An 18,577-nucleotide genomic window follows, 5' to 3' on the forward strand; every position below is an offset into this window, starting at 1 on the left:
CGTTCATGTGACGCGCACCACTGTTCTACGGCCGATCCATGGAGTCAGGGGTGGAGACAGAGGCGCACTGAAGCGCGACAGGCGCACGGGCACAGGTGTTTTGCCGTCCCACCGGAGTGCAGGGTTCCTGCAAGTCCTCCGTCCAGCTCTCCGGGCATCCCCCTTTCAGCGGCCGCGAAAGGTCGCGGCCACCAAGGCCACCAAGGCCACGAAGGAAGAACCGGGGGGACGACAACGATGAGCGTGACAGTGCCGGAGCCGCATGGGCGGCATGTGCCGATGCGTCTGGATGTCGAGCGCTGGGCCACTCGCCGGACTCGCAGAAGAGTCCTGGTCGTGGTGCACACCGTGATCGCGGGTCAGCGATTACTCGACGCGATACGTCTGCTCGAAGGCGACATAAGGGTGCAGATCGTCTTCACCCAGGCACCCGACGTGTTCAGTAACGGGGTGAGCGAGTTCCTCGACCGGCTGGGCGGCCTCGTACTGCCGTGGAGCCAGGCGGTACAGACGCATTTCGACCTCGCGCTGGCCGCCGGCCATGGCAGCCTGCACGACCTGATGGCGCCCGTCGTCGTGCTTCCGCACGGCGCCGGGCACAACAAGATCACCACAGTCGCGCAGCGCGGCCGCCCGGTGGCGCATCGGAGTGTCTACGGCCTCAGCAGGCAGCGGCTGGTGCGGGACGGCGCGGTGGTGCCCGAGACCATCGTGCTGGCCCATCACGAAGAGCTGGCCAGGCTCGGCCACGAATGCCCCGAGGCTCTGGCAGCGGCGGAAGTGGTGGGCGACCCGTGCTTCGACCGCATCGCCGTGAGCCTTGCCTTCAGGGCGTTGTACCGGCAGGCACTGGGCGTCGGGGCCCGGCAGCAACTGGTCCTCGCCTGTTCCACCTGGGGGCCCGACTCACTTCTGGGACAGGGGTGGGACACGCTGGAACGGCTGGTCACCGAACTGCCCCGGGACGAGTTCCGGATTGCCGCGCTCCTCCATCCGCATGTCTGGAACGCGCACGGCGACTTGCAGGTCCGTACCTGGCTCGCCGAGCTGACGCGCTCCGGCCTGATCCTGGTCAGTCCGCGCGCGGACTGGGCCGGAGCGGTCATCGCCGCCGACCGGATCGTGGGCGATCACGGCTCGGTCTCGCTCTACGGTGCGATGACCGGTGCGCCGGTGCTGATGGCGGGCCGCTCCGACGCCGGCGTGGACCCGAGCTCGCCGATGGCCGAGCTCATGTCGTTCGCACCGAGACTGCACGGAGACCGTCCGGTGTGCCCGCAGCTCAAACGGAGTTCCGCGACCCGTCGTTCGCATCGGTACGAGCGGGTCGCGGCCCGGATCACGTCGGAACCCGGCCGGTTCGCGCGCAGGATGCGTGCGTTGCTCTACCGGAAGCTCCACCTGCGGGCACCCGCCGTACGGACGACCACGGAACCGGCGCGCCTCCCGCTGGTGGTGCGGCACGACGAATCCGGCAGGGTGGCGCCGCGATGACGCTCCTTGCTCTGGTGTCCCATACGGTGGTGCCCGTGGCCACCGGTGTCCGCGGTCCGGCACACCGGGTTCGGACCGTGCTGGTGAACCGGGAGTCCGGGACGCTGTCCGTGGACGAGCACGTCAGGGTCCGGGGATCCGCCCGGGGACGGTGGCCTGTGTTCGGCGACGTGCTGATCGAGCACGGTGCGGGAGCGCGGGAGGCCGCTCAGCTGGCCGCGGCGTGTCCGGGCGCTCTGGTCGTGGCGGTGCATCACGGTCTTCGCTGCTGGGTCGGTCTCTCTTCGGGAGGCCACGTACTTGAGCTGATTGCCGGCGGACCGGGGCAGCCTGACAGGGAGTGGGAGATGGTGGCCTCGCTGGCTCATTCCTGTCTGGTGGCCGGGCTGCCCGCCACCGCTCTGGGTTCCGCGGTCGTACCCCTTCTGCGGACTCGGGTTCAGGACTCGTCGCGCTCCAGCTGCCCGAGCCGGTATCGGGTCGCCTCGGCTTCGTCCGAGTGCGACCGGCCCACGGAGGAGTAGAGGTCCAGCGCCTCCCGGTAGTGGTTCCGGGCGAGGTGCGTCTGCCCGCGTCGCTCGGAGAGCTCGGCGAGGCTCCCGACGGCGCGGGCGATCTCGTAGTTCGCCGCCATGCCACGCAGCGTCACCAGCGCTGAGGACAGCAGCTCCGCTGCCCGGTCGAGCCGGTTCAGAGCGAGATGCGCACGGCCCAGGAGTGTGGCCGCGCGGGCGGCGTTGTACGTGTCGTCCGCTTCCCGAAGCGTGGTGTGGGCGAGACCGGCCTGGCGGACTGCCTCCTCGGCCTGCCCTGAGGCGAGCGCGACATCGGCGAGGTTGAGGAGGGCGAGCCCGGCGGCCCGCTTGTCGCCGTTCGCCGACAGCTCCGTGGCGGCGCGCAGAAAGAACTTCGCGGCCTCGTCCGGGCGCCCGAGCCGCTGGAGAGCGAGACCGCGGTAGTTGAGCGTGCGGGCATGACCGAGCCGGTCACCGTGTTCGAGGAACCGCCGTGCCGCTTGCTCGAACATCTCCAGGGCACGGTCCAGGTTCCCGGAACCGAGTTCCCCCACCCCACCGGAGGTGAGCATCCGGCACTCAGCCGCCTCGTCCTCCAGGTCCCGTGCCGCTGCCAGACCTTCCTGATGCGCGGCGCGCCAGTCGTCGTGGAACTTCCGCCGGAGGAAGAGCGGCCACAAGGCATCGGCAAGTTGCCAGCAGACGGTCGGGAACCCGGCGGAACGAGCCTGGTGGATCAGGGCCATCAGATTGGGCAACTCACGCTCCAGCCAGTCCAGAGCGGCTTCGGAGTCGAGGCCCACATCCGCGACGACCACTGGTCCGGCCCCGTAGTCCCGGGCCATGGTCCGGTGCTGGGGATCGATGATCTCCTCGGCGCGGGTGGCGCTCGCAAGGTAGTGATCGGCGATACGGCGCCTCGCCTTGACACGCTCCTGCGGTGATTCGTCCTTCACCGCCTTGGCGGCGGCATGCAGTCGTACGAGATCGTGAAAGCGGTGACGTTCTCCCGCGGCATCGATGAGCAGGCTCGCGTCATGGAGGGCTTCCAGCGACTCCGTCGCCTCCCCCTCCGCGGTGAGCAACGCCGAGGCCACCGAGCCGTCGAACTCCCGGCCGAAGTGCAGCCCCAGCAACCGGTAGAGGCGGGCAGCCGCAGGAGGCAATGCCTGATATGACAGATCCAGTGCCGCTCTGACGTTGTGGTCGCCGTCGATGGCCAGCGCCTCCAGTCGCCGATGCTCCTCGGTGAGCGCGCGGACCATCGTGCTGATACGCCGCTCGGGGCGTGCCGCGAGCCGGGCACCGGCCACACGAACGGCCAATGGCAGCCCGGCGCACAACTCGACCAGGGTGCGCGCGTCATCGGGCTGCTCGGTCACCCGCCCGTCCGACAGGGTGTCCGAGAGCAGTTCGACGGCCGCCTCGGGGGCGAGTGGTTCCAGGTGGACGGCATAGCAGCCGTCGACCGCCAGCCCTGTCAGCCGTCTGCGGCTGGTCACCGCGGTGACGCTGCCGCCCGCAGGCAGCAACGGTCGGACCTGGGCCGCGGTCGCGGCGTCGTCGAGCAGTACCACCAGGCGTCGGTTCGCGGTCAACGACCGGTACAGCGCGGTCCGTTCGGCCAGCACCGCGGGGACTTGCCGCGCGGGGACACCCAGGGCGCGAATGAAGCGCCCGAGTACCTCTCCCGGATGCTCCGGTCCGTCCGGCGACTGAGCCCCGAGGTCCGCGTGGAGCTGGCCGCCCGGAAACTGCAGCCGCAGAGCGTGCAGCCACCTCAGCGCGACAGTGGTCTTACCGACTCCGCCCAGTCCACTCACCGAGGCCAGCGCCGACCGCCCCTCCTCCGTGGCGCGGGCACGATGACGTTCCAGTGCCGCCAGCTCCGATGACCGGTCGACCACCCGCACGAGCGGGGGAAGCTGCCAGGGCGTCCGCCCGGCAGAGCTGCTCTCCGTATCGATGTGGATACCGCCGTGCACGACACCTGCCTGGACGACCGCGCCGTGCACGGTGCCACCCAACTCGTTGTGGGTCTCGCCCCCGTCCCTCGGCACTCGCACCCCCCGACCCCGTGTGTACGTAAGTACCGATTCCTCGGGTGGATCCTTTCCGTGCCAGTGATCGATAGCCGCGGATCCAGGAACGGATCGCCTTCTTTCGCGGCGTCGGCAGCAGTACGGGGAGCGGCGCGGGCACCGCGCCGCTCAGCGCTGCCGGCCGAGGGTGCCCAGGCGCCGGCCCAGTCGGCCGAGCGCGCCCGTGGGCCGGTTCCAGGCGCGGAACTCCTCGGCGCGGTGGGTCCCCACCTGTTCCAGGCGCCGCTCGACGGCGGCGATGTCCGCGTCGGGCAGCGCGCGCACCACCGGCCGCAGGACCTTGTCGAGGAGTGGGATACGGGTCCGGTCCCACTCCGCGCTCGCGCCGGGGAGCGAGCTCCACGCGACGAAGCAGTGGGCGGCGTACGCGGGGGACATGCGCAGCCGCTCGGGTACGCCGGGCTCCTGGGCCGCCGTCGCGTACGCCGTGAGGAGCGCGGGCTCGCCGCAGTGGATCAGCGTGTACAGCTCGCCCTCCGGCCGGTCCTCCGAGAGCAGTTGGCGCCCCAGCGTCTCGAACACCCGGGCCCGCAGGGTCGGTTCCACCGGCTCGGCGTCGCGCAGCAGGGACAGCGCCCGATCTGTCCACGGCGGGTCGGCCCGGCCGGAACCCAGACCGCCGACGAAGTCGAGGAGCAGCAGCGCACCGCGTACCCGCGGCTCCAGTGTGTCGGGGAAGCAGCGCAGCAGATCGTGCGCGAGGTCCGGGGCGTCCGGGTCACCGGCCGGGCTGTCGAGCGCCGCCCTGACGAGCGTGGTCCAGGTGCCCGCCGCGCGGTGCGCGTCCGAGCCCGTCTCGCCGAGCAGCCGCCGCGCCTCGCCCGCGGTCGGCGCGGAGCCGTCCCACACCAGCCGGACCGCGGTGCGCAGCACGAGCGGATCGGTGAACGCCGAGACGCCGCCGGTCCGCAGCGCGGCGTGCAGCGCGGTCAGCCCGTCGCCGCCGGCCTCGGGTACCCAGGGGGCGCCCGCGCACATCCGCAGATGCGGCAGCGTCTGGACCGCGCCGAGGGGGAGGCCGACCGCGCCCAGCAGCCGCGCGGCGGCGACGGGATCCTCGGCCGCCCGTGTGTCGAGCGCGCCGAGCAGCGCGGTGCGCAGCTCGAAGTGGTCCTCCAGCATGGTGCGTACGGCCGGGACGCGGCCGGTGTCCGGATCGGCGGCCAGGGTGCGCGCCAGCCGGGTGGCGAGGCCGGGCAGCGGCTCCGCGCAGTCCACGCCGAGGATGCCCGCGATCCGCAGGAGCCCGACGGGGCGGGCGATGTCCGGCGCGGTGTCGTCCGCGATGCCCGCGAGGATGCCGGGGGCCAGCTCAGCCGCCAGCCGCCGCCGGAGATCCTCGGGGAGCGCGGACAACTCGGCCTCGGGGAGCGGTTCGTGGGGCGCGCCGTCCATCCGGACCGCCGTGGTCAGCACGAGCGCGCCGAGGACGCCGAGGGTGGCCGCCGCCCGGTCGCCGTCCCGGCCCGTCAGCCGTGCCCGGTCGCAGAGGGCGGTGAACAGCCGTGCCAGGGCGGCGCATTCGGCCGGCGTCCGGCGGTCCTCGGCGGGGGCGGCGAGCGCCTCGACGAGCCGGTGCAGCCGCTCGGGGGCCAGCGTCCTGATCTGTTCGTACGCCCATGCCGCCGCTTCCGTACGGCCCTCCGGGCCCAGCGTGACATCCGCGCACAGCGCGACGCAGGCCAGCGCGCCGGGGGAGAGGACACCGCCCGGCAGCGCCGCCGCGTCCGTGAAGACCTCGGGCGCCCTGCCGAGCCAGACGCGCGCGGCGATCTCACCCCAGACGTACGGGACATGCGCGGCCCCGGGCGACGCGGCACCGTGAAACGCCGCCGGAGCCGTCGGGGCGGGCGGCCGGCCGGTGCAGTCGAGCACCCGGCATCCGTGGTCCGCGTCGGTCAGCTCCCGCGCGCCGTCCGGGAGCACCCCGACGATCCGCCGGCGGGCCGCCCGCGGCCGGCGGGTGTACGTGGTGAACGTCAGCGCCTCGGCGTGGTCGCGCGGCAGGACGGCGCAGGCCAGCGCGATCCACTGGGCGACATCGGAGCTGCTCCGCTCGACCAGGACGATCCGCGGGTACCCGTCATCGCCGGACCCGGTGGCCGCGCCGGCCCCGGCCTGCTCCCGCAGCCCCGCGAAGAACCCCGCGAGCCACGGGGCGCGCGCGGCGGCGAACCCGGCCAGCACGTCCCGGCCGAAGAGCCCCAGCGGCGGCAGGGCCTCCAGCGGCGCCGGGGTCGCGCTCTCCGGCGCGGAGGCGGCCCAACGTACCGAATTCCAGGCCGAGATGGGCAGACCGCCACCGGGCAGCCCGGAGCCCACGGGCAGCAGCACGGCATGGGTGTGGGCGCCGGTGCCGGGCCCCGTTCCGGCGCCCGTGGGGACGGTACGGGCCAGGAGCCGGCTGCCGTCGGCGAGCACGCTGTGGCTGAACGCCTGGGGCAGCGCGGCGAGTTCGGCGGCCGTGGGGTGTGGCGGGGCGTCCTCGGGCGGTTCGTACGCGAGCAGCCGCTCCGCCTCGTCCAGCAGCGGCCCGGGTATGCCGGGGGTGACCGAGACGAAGCCGGAGCCCGGCCCGTCCTGGCCCGCGGGGACCGAGGTGTAGTGCAACTGCGCCAGGCCCATGGGCCGGCCCCCTTCGTTCCTGGCTGGTCCGGTCCGCGCCCGCCGTGAACCCGGCCGGGGCGCGCCGGATTTCGGCAGCACGAAGGTACCGCCCCGCGCGGCCCCGCGCGCACCACCCCCGTGACCTCGCCCGTGACCTGGCCCTGTGCCCTTGCTCCGTGCCCTTCCTCCGGGGGCCGCCGCTACGCGGGCTGGAGCAGGTCCCAGAGGTTGCCGTACAGGTCCTCGAAGACCGCCACCGTTCCGTACGGCTCCTGGCGGGTCTCCCGCACGAAGCGGACCCCGGCGGCGCGCATGCGGGCGTGGTCGCGGGCGAAGTCGTCGGTGTACAGGAAGAACCCGACCCGCCCGCCCGTCTGCGCGCCGATGCTCGCGCGCTGCGCGTCGTCCTCGGCGCGCCCCAGCAGCAGACCGGTCCCCGGACCGGCGTCGCCGGGCAGGGCGCGTGGGCGGACCACGACCCAGCGGGAGCCGTCCCCGCGGTCGGTGTCCTCGACCAGTTCGAAGCCGAGGGCCCGGGTGTAGAAGGCGATGCGTAGTCGTAGTCCTAGTCGTCGACGACGAGGGTGACGAGAGCGAGAGGGGACATAGGGAGAAGTTATACGTATGACTCCTTGCCTGGCAAGGCGGTACGGCGCGTGCGCGGACCGTGGTCGCCGCGTTGTCACACCCGGGGACTAGCATCGGTAGTCGGACGATCACGGGGGACGGCCGCAGGGGGACGAGCGCGGGGATCGGCCCGGCCGTCGCCGGGATCGCCCGCCGGGCGATCCCGGGTCGCTCACGTGATCCCCCGGGACCGGTGTTTTCCGGGGAGTCCGGCAGGAAAGTTACGACGCGGGATGGACACGGGCGGAGGCGATGGTGTGGGGCTGTTCCGGCGAGGGCCGAGGCGTGACGGACGTGACACGCCCCGGGACCCCGCGTTCTCGTTCTTCTCGGTGGACGAGGCCGCGCTCTTCCGCGGCCAGGTCCGCGAGGCGTTCGCGGAGCACGGCCTGGAGGTCACGCTCTACGCCGACATGGTGACCGACAGCTCCGGCCGCCAGTTCGGGCTGGGCAACCTCGCCGCCGTCTGCCACAACGACGACCGCGGGCCCCGTGTCTGGGGCGATCTCGCGCGCCGGCACGCGGGCATGGTGCTGCGCACCATGGACGGCCCGTCCGCGCTCGACACCCTGCCGCCCGAGCAGATCCGCGCCCAGCTCTACCCCCGGGTGATCAGCGAGGACGGCCTCGACGCCCAGACGTTCGGGTACGCGCGCTCGGTCGCCCCGGGGCTGTACGAGGTGCTCGCGCTCGATCTGCCGGAGAGCGTCATGATGCTCACCGACGAGGCACTGGAGCCGCTGGGCGAGGTGAAGGACCTCCGCGAGCGCGCGCTGCGCAATCTGCGCGACCTGCCCATCGAGGGGCGCGAGACGGTCAAGGACAAGGGCCCCGACGGGATGCGGTTCGAGGTGATCCTCGGCGACTCCTTCTACACCGCCAGCCGCGTCCTGGCCCTGGAGACGGTCGTACGGCAGGTCACCGGCGGGCGGATCACGCGGGACGGCGCGCTTGTCGCGCTCCCCTTCCGGCACCAGCTCGCCTTCCACGTCATCCGGGACAGGACGATGATCCCCTCCCTGAACGCGATGGCGTCCTTCGCCGCCTCCGGGTACGAGGACACGCCGGGCGCCATCAGCCCGTACGTCTACTGGTGGCGCGGCGGCACGCTCACGCAGCTCAGCGAGGCGGACGACGACGGCGAGGGGCTGCGGATCGTCGTCGGCGACGACTTCCAGGAACTCCTGGAACGGCTGGACCCGGAGTAGCACGGCCGGCCCGACAACACCTCGCGCGAGACGGCGATCGTCGAGCAGCCGGAAAGGGCCCGCTGACGGGGACCCGCGGGGTGCGGGAGGCAGTGGTACGGGGGGTCCGGTACGGGGAGCTTCCCGGCTTCCCGTACGGCCGTACCGCCCCCGCCCGCGCGGCCCGCCCCTCCTCCCGGAACCGGTCCCGACCTGGCCTTCTCCAGCTTCCGATGGCACGGTTTCCCCATGACGGAAGGGGAGTTGATGGACCGGGACATACACACCGTCGAGGATGTGCTGAGGCTGCTGGACGGCCTGTTCGCGCCGGAGGCCGATCGCTGGACGGCCGGGGCGGCCGGCTGGTGGGACGCCTTCTACGCGGACCGGGACAGGCCGGTGCCGTTCTTCGTGGCGAAACCGGACGAGAGCCTGGTCTCGTACCTCGACCGGGGCCTGGTCGGCGGACCGGGGCGCGCGCTCGACCTGGGGTGCGGCCCCGGCCGTAACTCCCTCCATCTCGCCGCCCGGGGCTTCCGGGTGGACGCCGTCGACCTCTCCCCGGCGGCCGTCGACTGGGCACGGGAGCGGGCCCGCGAGGCCGGTGCCGATATCCGGTTCCACCTCGGTGACGCCTTCGCCCTCGGCGCGGAGGCGCTGGGCGGCCCGTACGACCTGATCCACGACTCGGGCTGCTTCCACCACCTGCCGCCCCACCGGCGCGTCAGCTATCTCGCCCTGGTCGACCGGCTCCTCGCCCCCGGCGGCCATCTCGCCCTCACCTGCTTCGCCGGCGGGCGGATGGGCTCCGAACTCCCCGACGCGGCCTTCTACCGGCCGTCCGGCCCGTCCGGCGGGCCCGGCCTGCACGGCGGCCTCGCCTACGCGCCGGAGTCCCTGCGCCGGATCTTCGGTGACCTCACGGAGGTCGAGATCCGCCGCATGAACGACGAGCCGCCCGAGTCCCCCCACTTCGGCGAACCGTTCCTGTGGACGGCCCTGTTCCGCCGGGACCGGGTCGGCTAGGCGAGGCGTGCGGTGGGCCGGCCGCCGGGGGCCGCGTCCCCCCAGCGGCCGGCCCGGGAAGCTCAGCGGTCGGCCAGGACCACGCACGACTCCGGCGGCAGCCGCAGCACCCCGTCCGCCCCCGGCGCCGCCACCGGCTCCCACGCGGCGAGCACCCGCCCGGCGCCGTTCCCGGACCCGCCGTCCAACGGGATCCCGGCCTCCCGCCCGGAGAGGTTCACCGCGATCCGCAGATCCCCTCTGCGGTACGCCAGCCAGCGCGCCCCCTCGTCGTACGCGACGCGCACCGCCGCGAGGTCCGGATCCGCCAGGTCCGGGTGGGCGTGGCGCAGGGCGATCAGTTCCCGGTGCCAGGCCAGCAGGCGGGCGTGCGGCGCGCGGCTCTGTTCCGAGCGGTCCAGGCAGGAGCGCTCGCGGGTCGCCGGGTCCTGCGGGTCCGGGATCTCCTCGGCCGCCCAGCCGTGCGCCGCGAACTCCCGGCGCCGGCCGCTGCGTACGGCCTCCGCGAGGACCGGATCGGGGTGGTCGGTGAAGAACTGCCAGGGCGTGGCCGCGCCCCACTCCTCGCCCATGAAGAGCATTGGCGTGTGCGGCCCGGTCAGTACGAGGGTGGCCGCGCAGGCGAGCAGCCCGGGGGAGAGGGTCGCCGAGAGCCGGTCGCCGAGCGCCCGGTTGCCGATCTGGTCATGGGTCTGGGCGTAGCCGAGGAACCGGTGCGCGGGTGTTCTCGTACGGTCGACGGGGCGGCCGTGCGTACGGCCCCGGAACGTCGAGTACGTGCCGTCGTGGAAGAAGACGTGCGTGAGCGTCTTGGCCAGCGCGGCCAGCGGCGCGCGGGCGAAGTCGGCGTAGTAGCCCTGGGATTCGCCGGTGAGCGCGGTGTGCAGGGCGTGGTGGAAGTCGTCGTTCCACTGCGCGTGCAGCCCGAGGCCGCCCTCCCCGCGCGGCCGGGTGGTGCGCGGGTCGCCGAGGTCGGACTCGGCGATCAGGAAGAGCGGACGGCCCAGATCGGCGGCGAGCGCGTCGACCGCCGTGGAGAGCTCTTCGAGGAAGGTCAGCGCCCGGTGGTCGGCCAGCGCGTGCACCGCGTCGAGGCGCAGCCCGTCGAGCCGGAAGTCCCGCAGCCAGGCCAGGGCGCTCTCCCGCAGATAGGCGCGCACCTCGTCCGAGCCGGGCGCGTCGAGGTTGACGGCGGCGCCCCACGGGGTGTGATGCGTGTCGGTGAAGTACGGGCCGAACGCGGGCAGATGGTTGCCGGCGGGGCCCAGGTGGTTGTGGACGACGTCGAGCACGACGCCCAGCCCCAGGCCGTGCGCCGTGTCGACGAATCGCTTGAGCGCCTCGGGGCCGCCGTACGGCTCGTGGACCGCCCACAGCGACACCCCCTCGTACCCCCACCCGTGGGTCCCGGGGAAGGGGCACACGGGCATCAGCTCGACATGGGTGATCCCCAGCTCGGCCAGGGGCGCGAGCCGCGCCGCCGCCGCGTCGAGGGTGCCCTCATGGGTGAACGTGCCGATGTGCAGCTCGTACAGGACCGCGCCGGGCAGCGGCCGTCCCGGCCAGGGGACGCGCCAGTCGAACGCGGCCTGGTCGACGACGGCGCTGCGGCCGTCGGGGCCCTCCGGCTGGCGGCGGGAGCGCGGATCCGGCCGCACGGGGCCGCCGTCGAGCGAGAAGCCGTACCGCGTCCCGGCGGGCGGCACGGTGGCCGTCTCGGCGGTCCACCAGCCGGGTCTGCCCTGGTCACGCTCCATGGGCAGGACGACGGGCGCCGTTCCCCCCAGCTGGAGGTCGACCCGTTCCTGCGCCTTCGGCGCCCACACCTCGAACTGCACGGGTGGTTCCCCCTTGTCGTCGGCACCGTCCGTCACGGTTCTGTGACGGTGACACCCCCCATGGTGGCAAGGGAGACGGCCCACAGCCTGGTGATCAGAGGGAATCGGGTGGTCGTGGCGCCCCTGCGGGAGGTACGGACCATCTGGACAGGCCAGGGCCGTCGGCAGGAGAATCACCTCCGTGACGTCCTCCTTCGAGTCCCGGGCGTATCCCGCAAGGCTCTCCGACACCGAGCGTGACCGTGTCCTGGCGGTGCTCAGGGATGGCGTGGCGCAGGGCAAGCTCTCGCACGACACCTTTATCCGCCGGACGGACCTGGCGCTCGCCGCCCGCGGAGTCGATGAACTGAAGCCGCTCACCGCGGATCTGGAGGCCGAAGGCCGCTGGTCCCGGGGGCTGTTCGCGGCGGTCGGCCGGATATCCGCGTTCTCGCACCGGCTGAGCAGGGTGTGGCAGGCGGAGCGGCTGCCGAAACTGCTGCTGCCGCAGCCGGGCCCGTATCCGCTGCGGATCGGCCGCGACCCGGTCAACGGGCTGCGGCTCAGCCATGACACGGTCTCGCGGCTGCACGCCGAACTGAGCATGCAGGGCGGGGGATGGGTCCTGCGCGACCTCGGCTCGACCAACGGCACGACCGTCAACGGACGGCGCGTCACCTCGACCGTCGTCGTGCGGGACGGGGACATGGTGACCTTCGGTCAGATGAGCTTCCGGCTCTCCTCCCACTAGGGTCGATGCCGCCGGGCTCCGTGCTGTCGTCCGGGCCCGGCCCGCCGTCCGGTGTGGGGGGTGTGACGGCGGGCCGGGTGGTGTCCGGTGTCCGGGTGGGGGCCGGACACCGGAGTGTGCGGGTGCGCCTGTCGGTGTGTGGGGACGCCCGTCGGCGCGCGGGCGTGCCGGTCAGTGCACGGAGCAGGGTGGTGAGGTGGCGGTGTCCGGCGGGCCGCCCGAGGCGACGTAACTGAAGGTGGTGGAGGCGCCGGCCGCCAGGGATCCGTTCCAGTCGACGTTGTGGACCATCACCTCCTGGCCGCCGTAGGTGGCGTTGCCGTTCCAGAGGCTGTCGACCTTCTGGCCGGACGGCAGGGTGAACTCGACCATCCAGCCCAGGATCGGGTTGGCGCCGGTGTTCTTGACGGTGATCTCGGCCTGGTAGCCGCCCGACCAGGAACCGGTGGTCCTGCGGGTGGCGGTGCAGGTGGCCGTGGGGTCGGTCGGCGGGTCGTTCGGGCTGCCCGGCTCACCGATGCCGGTCACCTCGCCCTTGCCGCCGTCGAAGACCACGTCCGAGCAGCTGTAGAAGGTCTCGGTGCTGTCCGAACGCTTCCACACCATGTAGATGATGTGGCGCCCGCTCTTGGCGGTCGGCAGGTTGCCGGTCCACTTGTACGCGCCTTCCACAGTGCCGACGCTGCCGGTGACCTGGGGGTGGTCGACCGTCAGGAACGGTGTGGACTCCAGGTCGTCCCAGGTGAACGTCTTCGTGGGGTCGAAGCCGTCCTTGGTGACGTACACGTAGAACCAACCGGGGTGCGCGGCCCACGCGTTGTACGAGAAGTCGAGGGACGCGCCCGAGGTCAGGTGGGTGAGCGGCCAGTCGCTCCGGTTCTTGTTGAAGCCGCTGAACGTGGCGTTGCCGCCACTGCACAACTGGCCGTCGGGGATGAACCCCTTGGTCCGTCCGGCGCCGTCGGAGCGCAGTACGGAGAACCAGTTGTAGAGCGGGGTCGTGCCGCTCTCCGCGACCGCGGCCTTGCACGCGGGGTTGACGGGCTTGATCTCGCCGGTGCTGGTGAGACCGTCCCGCCAGCACATGAAGGTGCGGCTGGCGGGTTTCATCGGGGTGCCGTGTGCGGACGACGGCTCGCTGTCCGTGACGACCAGGAGCAGGGCGGGGAGCACGGCGAGAAGCGCGAGGAGTACGGCTCTGCGGGGGTGCGACAGCCACGGTGGGGGGCGTTTCATCATGCGGGTCATGCGGGTCCCTTCGGCATGATCATGACAATCTTGCGACTGGCGGGTGGGTGGGAGCGCTCCCATTTCGGAACGTAGCGCGGCTCGGTCACTCTGTAAACGCCGCGCGCCGAACTTCCGGTCACAGGCCGCGCGCGGGGCCCCGGGACCGGCCCCGCGAGCCCCCTCAGACCGCCGTCAGCAGCGCCACCGGAAACTGGTCGCACAGCTCCGCGAGGCGTACCGTCCCCGAGACCTCACGCCCCGTCAGCACATCCCGCCACTGCCCCGGCGGCAGCGGCAGCTCCGTCGTACGCCAGCCGCCCGCACGCTCCAGACCGTACGGCAGCCGCGTCGCCACCGTGACCGCGGCGCCCGTGCGGACGAAGGCCAGCGCGTGCGCGGCGGCCGGGCCCAGCGCGTGCAGCGGGGTGTACGTACCCGACTCGGCGAAGAGCTCGGGGCGCTCCCGGCGCAGCCGCAGCGCCGCCGTCGTGACCACCGTACGGTCGTCGGGCGGGCCCGTCCTGAACGGCCGCCGGTTGTCCGGGTCCACCAGCGCCAGGTACTCGCGCTCGGTGCCCTGGTAGAGGTCCGGCACCCCCGGCATGGTGAGGTGCACCAGCGCCGCGCCCAGCGCGCTCGCCCGTACGTAGGGCGCGAGCGCCCGGTTGAACGCGGTGACCGTCCGCCGCCCGGGGCCCGCCGGGCCCGCCTCGACGAACGCCGCCACCGCCTGCTCGTACAGCGGCTCCGGCTCCGTCCAGCTCGTCCGCAGCCCCGCCTCCCGCACCGACTTCAGCAGCGCGGGCACCATCCGCGCCCCGTCCGGCGGCGTCCCGTCCACGGCCGGGGTGAAACCGACCGCCGTCTGCCACGCCTGCCACGCCAGCTGCGGGTCCGGCGCCGCCACCCCCGCCACCTGCTCCAGCAACTGGTCCCACCGCTCGGGGCACTCGGCCAGGATCGCGATCCCGGCCCGTACGTCCGCGCTGCGCTTGGTGTCGTGCGTGGTCAGTACGGTGCCGGTGGAGGGCCAGTCGCGCGCCAGGCGCAGGCAGTACGCGTGGAACCGCTCCGGGCTCACCGCCGGGCTGCCCGGGTCGCCGCCCACCTCGTTCGCCGAGAGCAGCGGCACATAGCGGTAGAACGCCGTGTCCTCCAGCGACTTGGCGCGCAGCGCGGACGCGGTCTGCGCGAACCGGGCGCAGAACTCGCTCTGGTCCTCGCCGGTGCCGAGCCGGCCCAGCGCCAGCTCCCGCACCACGTCCACGGCGGTCGCCTCCCGCTCCACCGCGAACGCCGTCTTCGCCTGTCGCACCGCCTCCTCGGAGACCGCCGCCTCCGCCGCCTCGGGGCAGGGCCCGCCCGCGGTCGTGTACGGGCGGTAGACCGGCATCCGGACCAGCAGCTCGCGGACCGCCGTGCGCAGCGCCCACGGCGCGTGGTCGCGCAGCGCGGGGTCGGCGGCGCAGACGCGCCGCGCCGTACGGACCAGGAACTCGGTCTCGGCGGCCAGTTCGTGGAAGACCACCTTGTACGCGGCGCGCCGGGCGGTTCCGTGCCAGTAGCCTCCGCGGTCGCCCGCCGGGCCCGCGACGTCCCGGTAGCGCCGCTCCAGGGCCTCCGCGCCCGCCCCGTCCGTGAACACCCCGTCGATGTGGCGCAGCGCGTCGTAGCCGGTGGTGCCGGCGACCGCCCACCCGGCGGGGAGCACCTCGTCGTCGGCGAGGATCTTCTCCACCACCGTCCAGCAGCCGCCGGTCGCCTCGTCGAGCCGGCGCAGGTACTCCTCCGGGTCGGCGAGCCCGTCCGGGTGATCGACGCGCAGCCCCTCGACGACGCCGTCCCGTACCAGCTCGACGATCTTGGCGTGGGTGGCGGTGAAGACCTCCGGGTCCTCCACGCGGACCCCGATCAGCTCGGGGATGGTGAAGAACCGCCGGTAGTTCAGCTCGGTGCGGGCCAGCCGCCACCACGCGAGCCGGTAGTGCTGGGCGTCGAGCAGTGCGGGCAGCGGCAGTTCCTCGCTCCCGGGCGCGAGGGGGAAGCGCCGGTCGCCGTGGTGGAGCGCGCCGTCCTCGACGCGGAGCGTCCCCGCCGCCAGCTCGTCGCCGACCGGCGACGGCAGCACCGGCAGGAGCACCTTGCCGTCGCCCGCGGCCCAGTCGATGTCGAACCAGCGGGCGTACGGCGACGCGGGGCCCTCCCGCAGCACCTCCCACAGGGCCCGGTTGTGGACGGGCGCGGCGGCCATGTGGTTGGGCACGATGTCCAGCACGATCCCGAGGCCGTGCTCGCGCGCGGTGCCGGCGAGCCGCCGCAGCCCCTCCTCGCCGCCCAGCTCGGCCCGTACGGCGGAGTGGTCGACCACGTCGTAGCCGTGTGTGGAGCCCGGTACGGCCTCCAGCACCGGTGACAGGTGCAGATGCGAGACCCCGAGCGCGGCGAGATACGGCACGGCCCTCTCGGCGGCCGAGAACGGGAATTCCGGCTGGAGCTGGAGCCGGTAGGTCGCAGTGGGCGTCATACGGTCGTACGTACCCCGCTTCTCGGCTTCTGTGTCATGGGTGTGACGCGTGTTCCGTCTCCACCGTAGGCCCTGCGGCCCGCGGTGTGGGGGCGGATGGCGTGGTCGTGCTCAGGACGGCGAAGTCGGAACGGGGAACAGGCGCGGGCGGACGGGCGCGGGCCGCCGGGCGCGCGGGCGCCCGCCAGGCCCGACGGACGCCCGGACTGGCGCGGACGCCGGCCGGACCCGCGCTGCTGGCGAACAAGGCCTACGCCGGGCGCATCAGCACCGTCATGCTGCGGCCGATCATCTTGAGCCGCTCGCCCGCGTCGACCATCTCGCCCTGCCCCCGCACCACACCCTCCGGCCGCGCCGTGTCCACCATGACCTGCCACTGCCGCCCGTGGTTCACCGGCACCTTGAACTCCAGCTCGTCCCCGCTCGCGTTGAACAGCAGCAGGAACGAGTCGTCCGAGATCCGCTCGCCGCGCGGACCGGGCTCGGAGATCGCGCGGCCGTTCAGGAACACCGTCATCGCCTTGGCGTGCGCCGCCTGCCAGTCCTGCTGGGTCATCTCCTCACCCTCCGGGGTGAACCACGAGATGTCCGACAGGTCGTCGTGCGTGCCCTCCACCGGGCGTCCGTGGAAGAAGCGCCGGCGCCGGAAGACCGGATGGTCCCGGCGCAGCCACACCATCGCCTGGGTGAAGGCCAGCATCGTCCGGTCGGTCTTCTCGCCCGGCTCCGGCCAGCGGACCCAGGAGACCTCGTTGTCCTGGCAGTACGCGTTGTTGTTGCCGTGCTGCGTACGGGCGAACTCGTCGCCGTGGCTGAGCATCGGCACGCCCTGGGACAGCATCAGCGTGGCCATGAAGTTGCGCATCTGGCGGTTGCGCAGCTCCACGATCTCCGGGTCCTCGCTGTCGCCCTCCACCCCGCAGTTCCAGGACCGGTTGTGGCTCTCGCCGTCCCGGTTGGACTCGCCGTTGGCCTCGTTGTGCTTCTCGTTGTACGAGACGAGATCGCGCAGGGTGAAGCCGTCGTGGCAGGTGGTGAAGTTGATGGAGGCGAGCGGCCGGCGCCCGTCGTCCTGGTACAGGTCGGACGAGCCGGTCAGCCGGGACGCGAACTCGGCCAGGGTCCGGGGCTCGCCGCGCCACAGGTCCCGTACGGTGTCGCGGTACTTCCCGTTCCACTCGGTCCACAGCGGCGGGAAGTTCCCCACCTGGTAGCCGCCCTCGCCCACGTCCCACGGCTCGGCGATCAGCTTCACCTGGCTGACCACCGGGTCCTGCTGGACGAGGTCGAAGAACGACGACAGCCGGTCCACCTCGTGGAACTGGCGGGCCAGCGTCGCCGCGAGGTCGAAGCGGAAGCCGTCGACGTGCATCTCGGTCACCCAGTACCGCAGCGAGTCCATGATGAGCTGGAGGACGTGCGGGCTGCGCATCAGCAGCGAGTTCCCGGTGCCCGTGGTGTCGGTGTAGTAGCGCTGGTCCTCGGAGAGCCGGTAGTACTGCGCGTTGTCCAGGCCGCGGAAGGAGAGCGTCGGGCCGAGATGGCTGCCCTCGGCGGTGTGGTTGTAGACGACGTCGAGGATGACCTCGATGCCGGCCTGGTGCAGCGCCCGTACGGCCTGCTTGAACTCCAGGACCTGTTCGCCCCGGTCGCCCCACGACGCGTAGGCGTTGTGCGGGGCGAAGAAGCCGATGGTGTTGTACCCCCAGTAATTGGCCAGTCCGGCGTCGGCCAGCCGGTGGTCGTTGACGAACTGGTGCACCGGCATCAGCTCCAGCGCCGTGACCCCCAGTTCGGTCAGGTGCTCGATCACCGCCGGATGGGCGAGCCCGGCGTAGGTGCCGCGCAGCTCCTCGGGCAGCTCCGGGTGGAGCATCGTCAGGCCCTTCACATGGGCCTCGTAGAGCACGGTGCGGTGGTAGTCGGTACGCGGGCGGCGGTCGTCGCCCCAGTCGAAGTACGGATTGACGACGACCGAGGACATCGTGTGGGGGGCGGAGTCCATGTCGTTGCGCGAGTCCGGCTTGCCGAAGTGATAGCCGTACACCGACTCGCCCCACTCGACGGAACCGCTGATCGCACGCGCGTACGGGTCGAGGAGCAGCTTGGCGGAGTTGCAGCGGTGCCCGCGCTCCGGCTCGTACGGACCGTGGACCCGGAAGCCGTAGCGCTGGCCCGGCATGATGCCGGGCAGGTAGGCGTGGCGCACGAAGGCGTCGGTCTCGCGGAGCTCCACCGCCGTTTCTGATCCGTCGTCGTGCAGCAGGCACAACTCGATCCGGTGCGCGACCTCGGAGTAGACCGCGAAGTTCGTACCGGCGCCGTCGTACGTGGCGCCGAGGGGATATGTCTGTCCCGGCCAGACCTGCATAGATAGGACTCTTCCATTTCTGATCCGGGTGGAGCGGGCTGTTGAGCCAGATCTTCCCCGAAAGTAGGGCAAGCACCTAGGAACCCGGGGCGTTCTTGGCGCTTCTTGCCCGGAGGGTCAACCGGGCGCGTCACCCTGTCGCCCGGACCGGTCATCCTTCCCGGTGGTCCCACAGGACTCCTCCCGCCCCGCCGGTACGCGGTGAGGACCGGGCGTAATCCCTATGAACCATCTCACTCCGGCAGAAGTCGGCACCAGGAACAAGCCTCACGAACAAGGGAGTTGAGAAAGGAGCCTGTGCATCCTGCTGCACCTGGTCCGGTCGG

General features: G+C 72.5%; 10 protein-coding genes and 1 pseudogene. 4 read left to right on the forward strand and 7 right to left on the reverse strand.

The genetic code is table 11. The features are described 5' to 3' along the window. Window positions 1-237 precede the first annotated feature (237 nt). Window positions 238-1,494 carry a hypothetical protein gene (locus tag ACFTZC_RS00380; protein WP_382885367.1) on the forward strand — a complete coding sequence of 419 codons (1,257 nt, stop codon included), beginning with the start codon at window positions 238-240 and terminating at the stop codon, window positions 1,492-1,494. A 439-nt stretch (window positions 1,495-1,933) separates the two neighbouring features. Here the strand turns inward: ACFTZC_RS00380 and ACFTZC_RS00385 are convergent, their stop codons facing one another. The 3 genes and pseudogenes from ACFTZC_RS00385 to ACFTZC_RS00395 all read right to left on the reverse strand — a co-directional run bounded on the left by ACFTZC_RS00385 (window position 1,934) and on the right by ACFTZC_RS00395 (window position 7,325). After that, a complete protein-coding gene (locus tag ACFTZC_RS00385) occupies window positions 1,934-4,069 on the reverse strand; it encodes an ATP-binding protein (protein WP_382885369.1) in 2,136 nt (711 codons plus the stop codon). A 150-nt stretch (window positions 4,070-4,219) separates the two neighbouring features. Beyond that, window positions 4,220-6,736 (reverse strand): GTPase-associated protein 1-related protein, encoded by a 2,517-nt coding sequence (locus ACFTZC_RS00390; RefSeq protein WP_382885371.1) that lies wholly within the window; start codon window positions 6,734-6,736, stop codon window positions 4,220-4,222. Between the two features lie 182 nt (window positions 6,737-6,918). Continuing rightward, window positions 6,919-7,325 (reverse strand): annotated as a pseudogene (locus ACFTZC_RS00395) (VOC family protein). 277 nt (window positions 7,326-7,602) lie between these two features. On the opposite strand from ACFTZC_RS00395, the gene ACFTZC_RS00400 reads away from it, so the two are divergent. After that, the gene (locus ACFTZC_RS00400; protein ID WP_382885976.1) at window positions 7,603-8,553 is read left to right on the forward strand and encodes a hypothetical protein; all 951 of its coding nucleotides are present in this window, start codon (window positions 7,603-7,605) and stop codon (window positions 8,551-8,553) included. A 246-nt stretch (window positions 8,554-8,799) separates the two neighbouring features. Beyond that, window positions 8,800-9,558, forward strand: a complete 759-nt coding sequence (locus ACFTZC_RS00405) for a class I SAM-dependent methyltransferase (RefSeq protein WP_382885978.1) — start codon at window positions 8,800-8,802, stop codon at window positions 9,556-9,558. 62 nt (window positions 9,559-9,620) lie between these two features. Here the strand turns inward: ACFTZC_RS00405 and treZ are convergent, their stop codons facing one another. Next, on the reverse strand, window positions 9,621-11,396 hold the full coding sequence (gene treZ, locus ACFTZC_RS00410; protein ID WP_382885979.1) for a malto-oligosyltrehalose trehalohydrolase: 1,776 nt from the start codon (window positions 11,394-11,396) through the stop codon (window positions 9,621-9,623). A 181-nt stretch (window positions 11,397-11,577) separates the two neighbouring features. Between treZ and ACFTZC_RS00415 the strand changes: the two genes are divergently transcribed. Continuing rightward, window positions 11,578-12,126 (forward strand): FHA domain-containing protein, encoded by a 549-nt coding sequence (locus tag ACFTZC_RS00415; RefSeq protein ID WP_382885373.1) that lies wholly within the window; start codon window positions 11,578-11,580, stop codon window positions 12,124-12,126. A gap of 171 nt (window positions 12,127-12,297) precedes the next feature. Here the strand turns inward: ACFTZC_RS00415 and ACFTZC_RS00420 are convergent, their stop codons facing one another. The 3 genes from ACFTZC_RS00420 to glgX form a co-directional block, all read right to left on the reverse strand. After that, a complete protein-coding gene (locus ACFTZC_RS00420) occupies window positions 12,298-13,365 on the reverse strand; it encodes a lytic polysaccharide monooxygenase (protein ID WP_382885980.1) in 1,068 nt (355 codons plus the stop codon). A gap of 172 nt (window positions 13,366-13,537) precedes the next feature. Beyond that, window positions 13,538-15,880 (reverse strand): malto-oligosyltrehalose synthase, encoded by a 2,343-nt coding sequence (gene treY / locus ACFTZC_RS00425; RefSeq protein ID WP_382885375.1) that lies wholly within the window; start codon window positions 15,878-15,880, stop codon window positions 13,538-13,540. A 250-nt stretch (window positions 15,881-16,130) separates the two neighbouring features. Next, window positions 16,131-18,251, reverse strand: coding sequence for a glycogen debranching protein GlgX (glgX, locus tag ACFTZC_RS00430; protein ID WP_382885377.1), 2,121 nt, complete (start codon window positions 18,249-18,251; stop codon window positions 16,131-16,133). Between the last annotated feature and the right edge of the window lie 326 nt (window positions 18,252-18,577).

The sequence above is a fragment of the Streptomyces sp. NPDC056987 genome (assembly GCF_042673865.1).
Lineage (GTDB): Bacteria > Actinomycetota > Actinomycetes > Streptomycetales > Streptomycetaceae > Streptomyces.

Coding starts and splice junctions, on each gene's coding strand:
- ACFTZC_RS00380 (WP_382885367.1), top strand. CDS start 238: ATGAGCGTGACAGTGCCGGAGCCGCATGGGCGGCATGTGCCGATGCGT.
- ACFTZC_RS00390 (WP_382885371.1), bottom strand. CDS start 6,736: ATGGGCCTGGCGCAGTTGCACTACACCTCGGTCCCCGCGGGCCAGGAC.
- ACFTZC_RS00405 (WP_382885978.1), top strand. CDS start 8,800: ATGGACCGGGACATACACACCGTCGAGGATGTGCTGAGGCTGCTGGAC.
- ACFTZC_RS00420 (WP_382885980.1), bottom strand. CDS start 13,365: ATGATGAAACGCCCCCCACCGTGGCTGTCGCACCCCCGCAGAGCCGTA.
- treY (WP_382885375.1), bottom strand. CDS start 15,880: ATGACGCCCACTGCGACCTACCGGCTCCAGCTCCAGCCGGAATTCCCG.
- glgX (WP_382885377.1), bottom strand. CDS start 18,251: ATGCAGGTCTGGCCGGGACAGACATATCCCCTCGGCGCCACGTACGAC.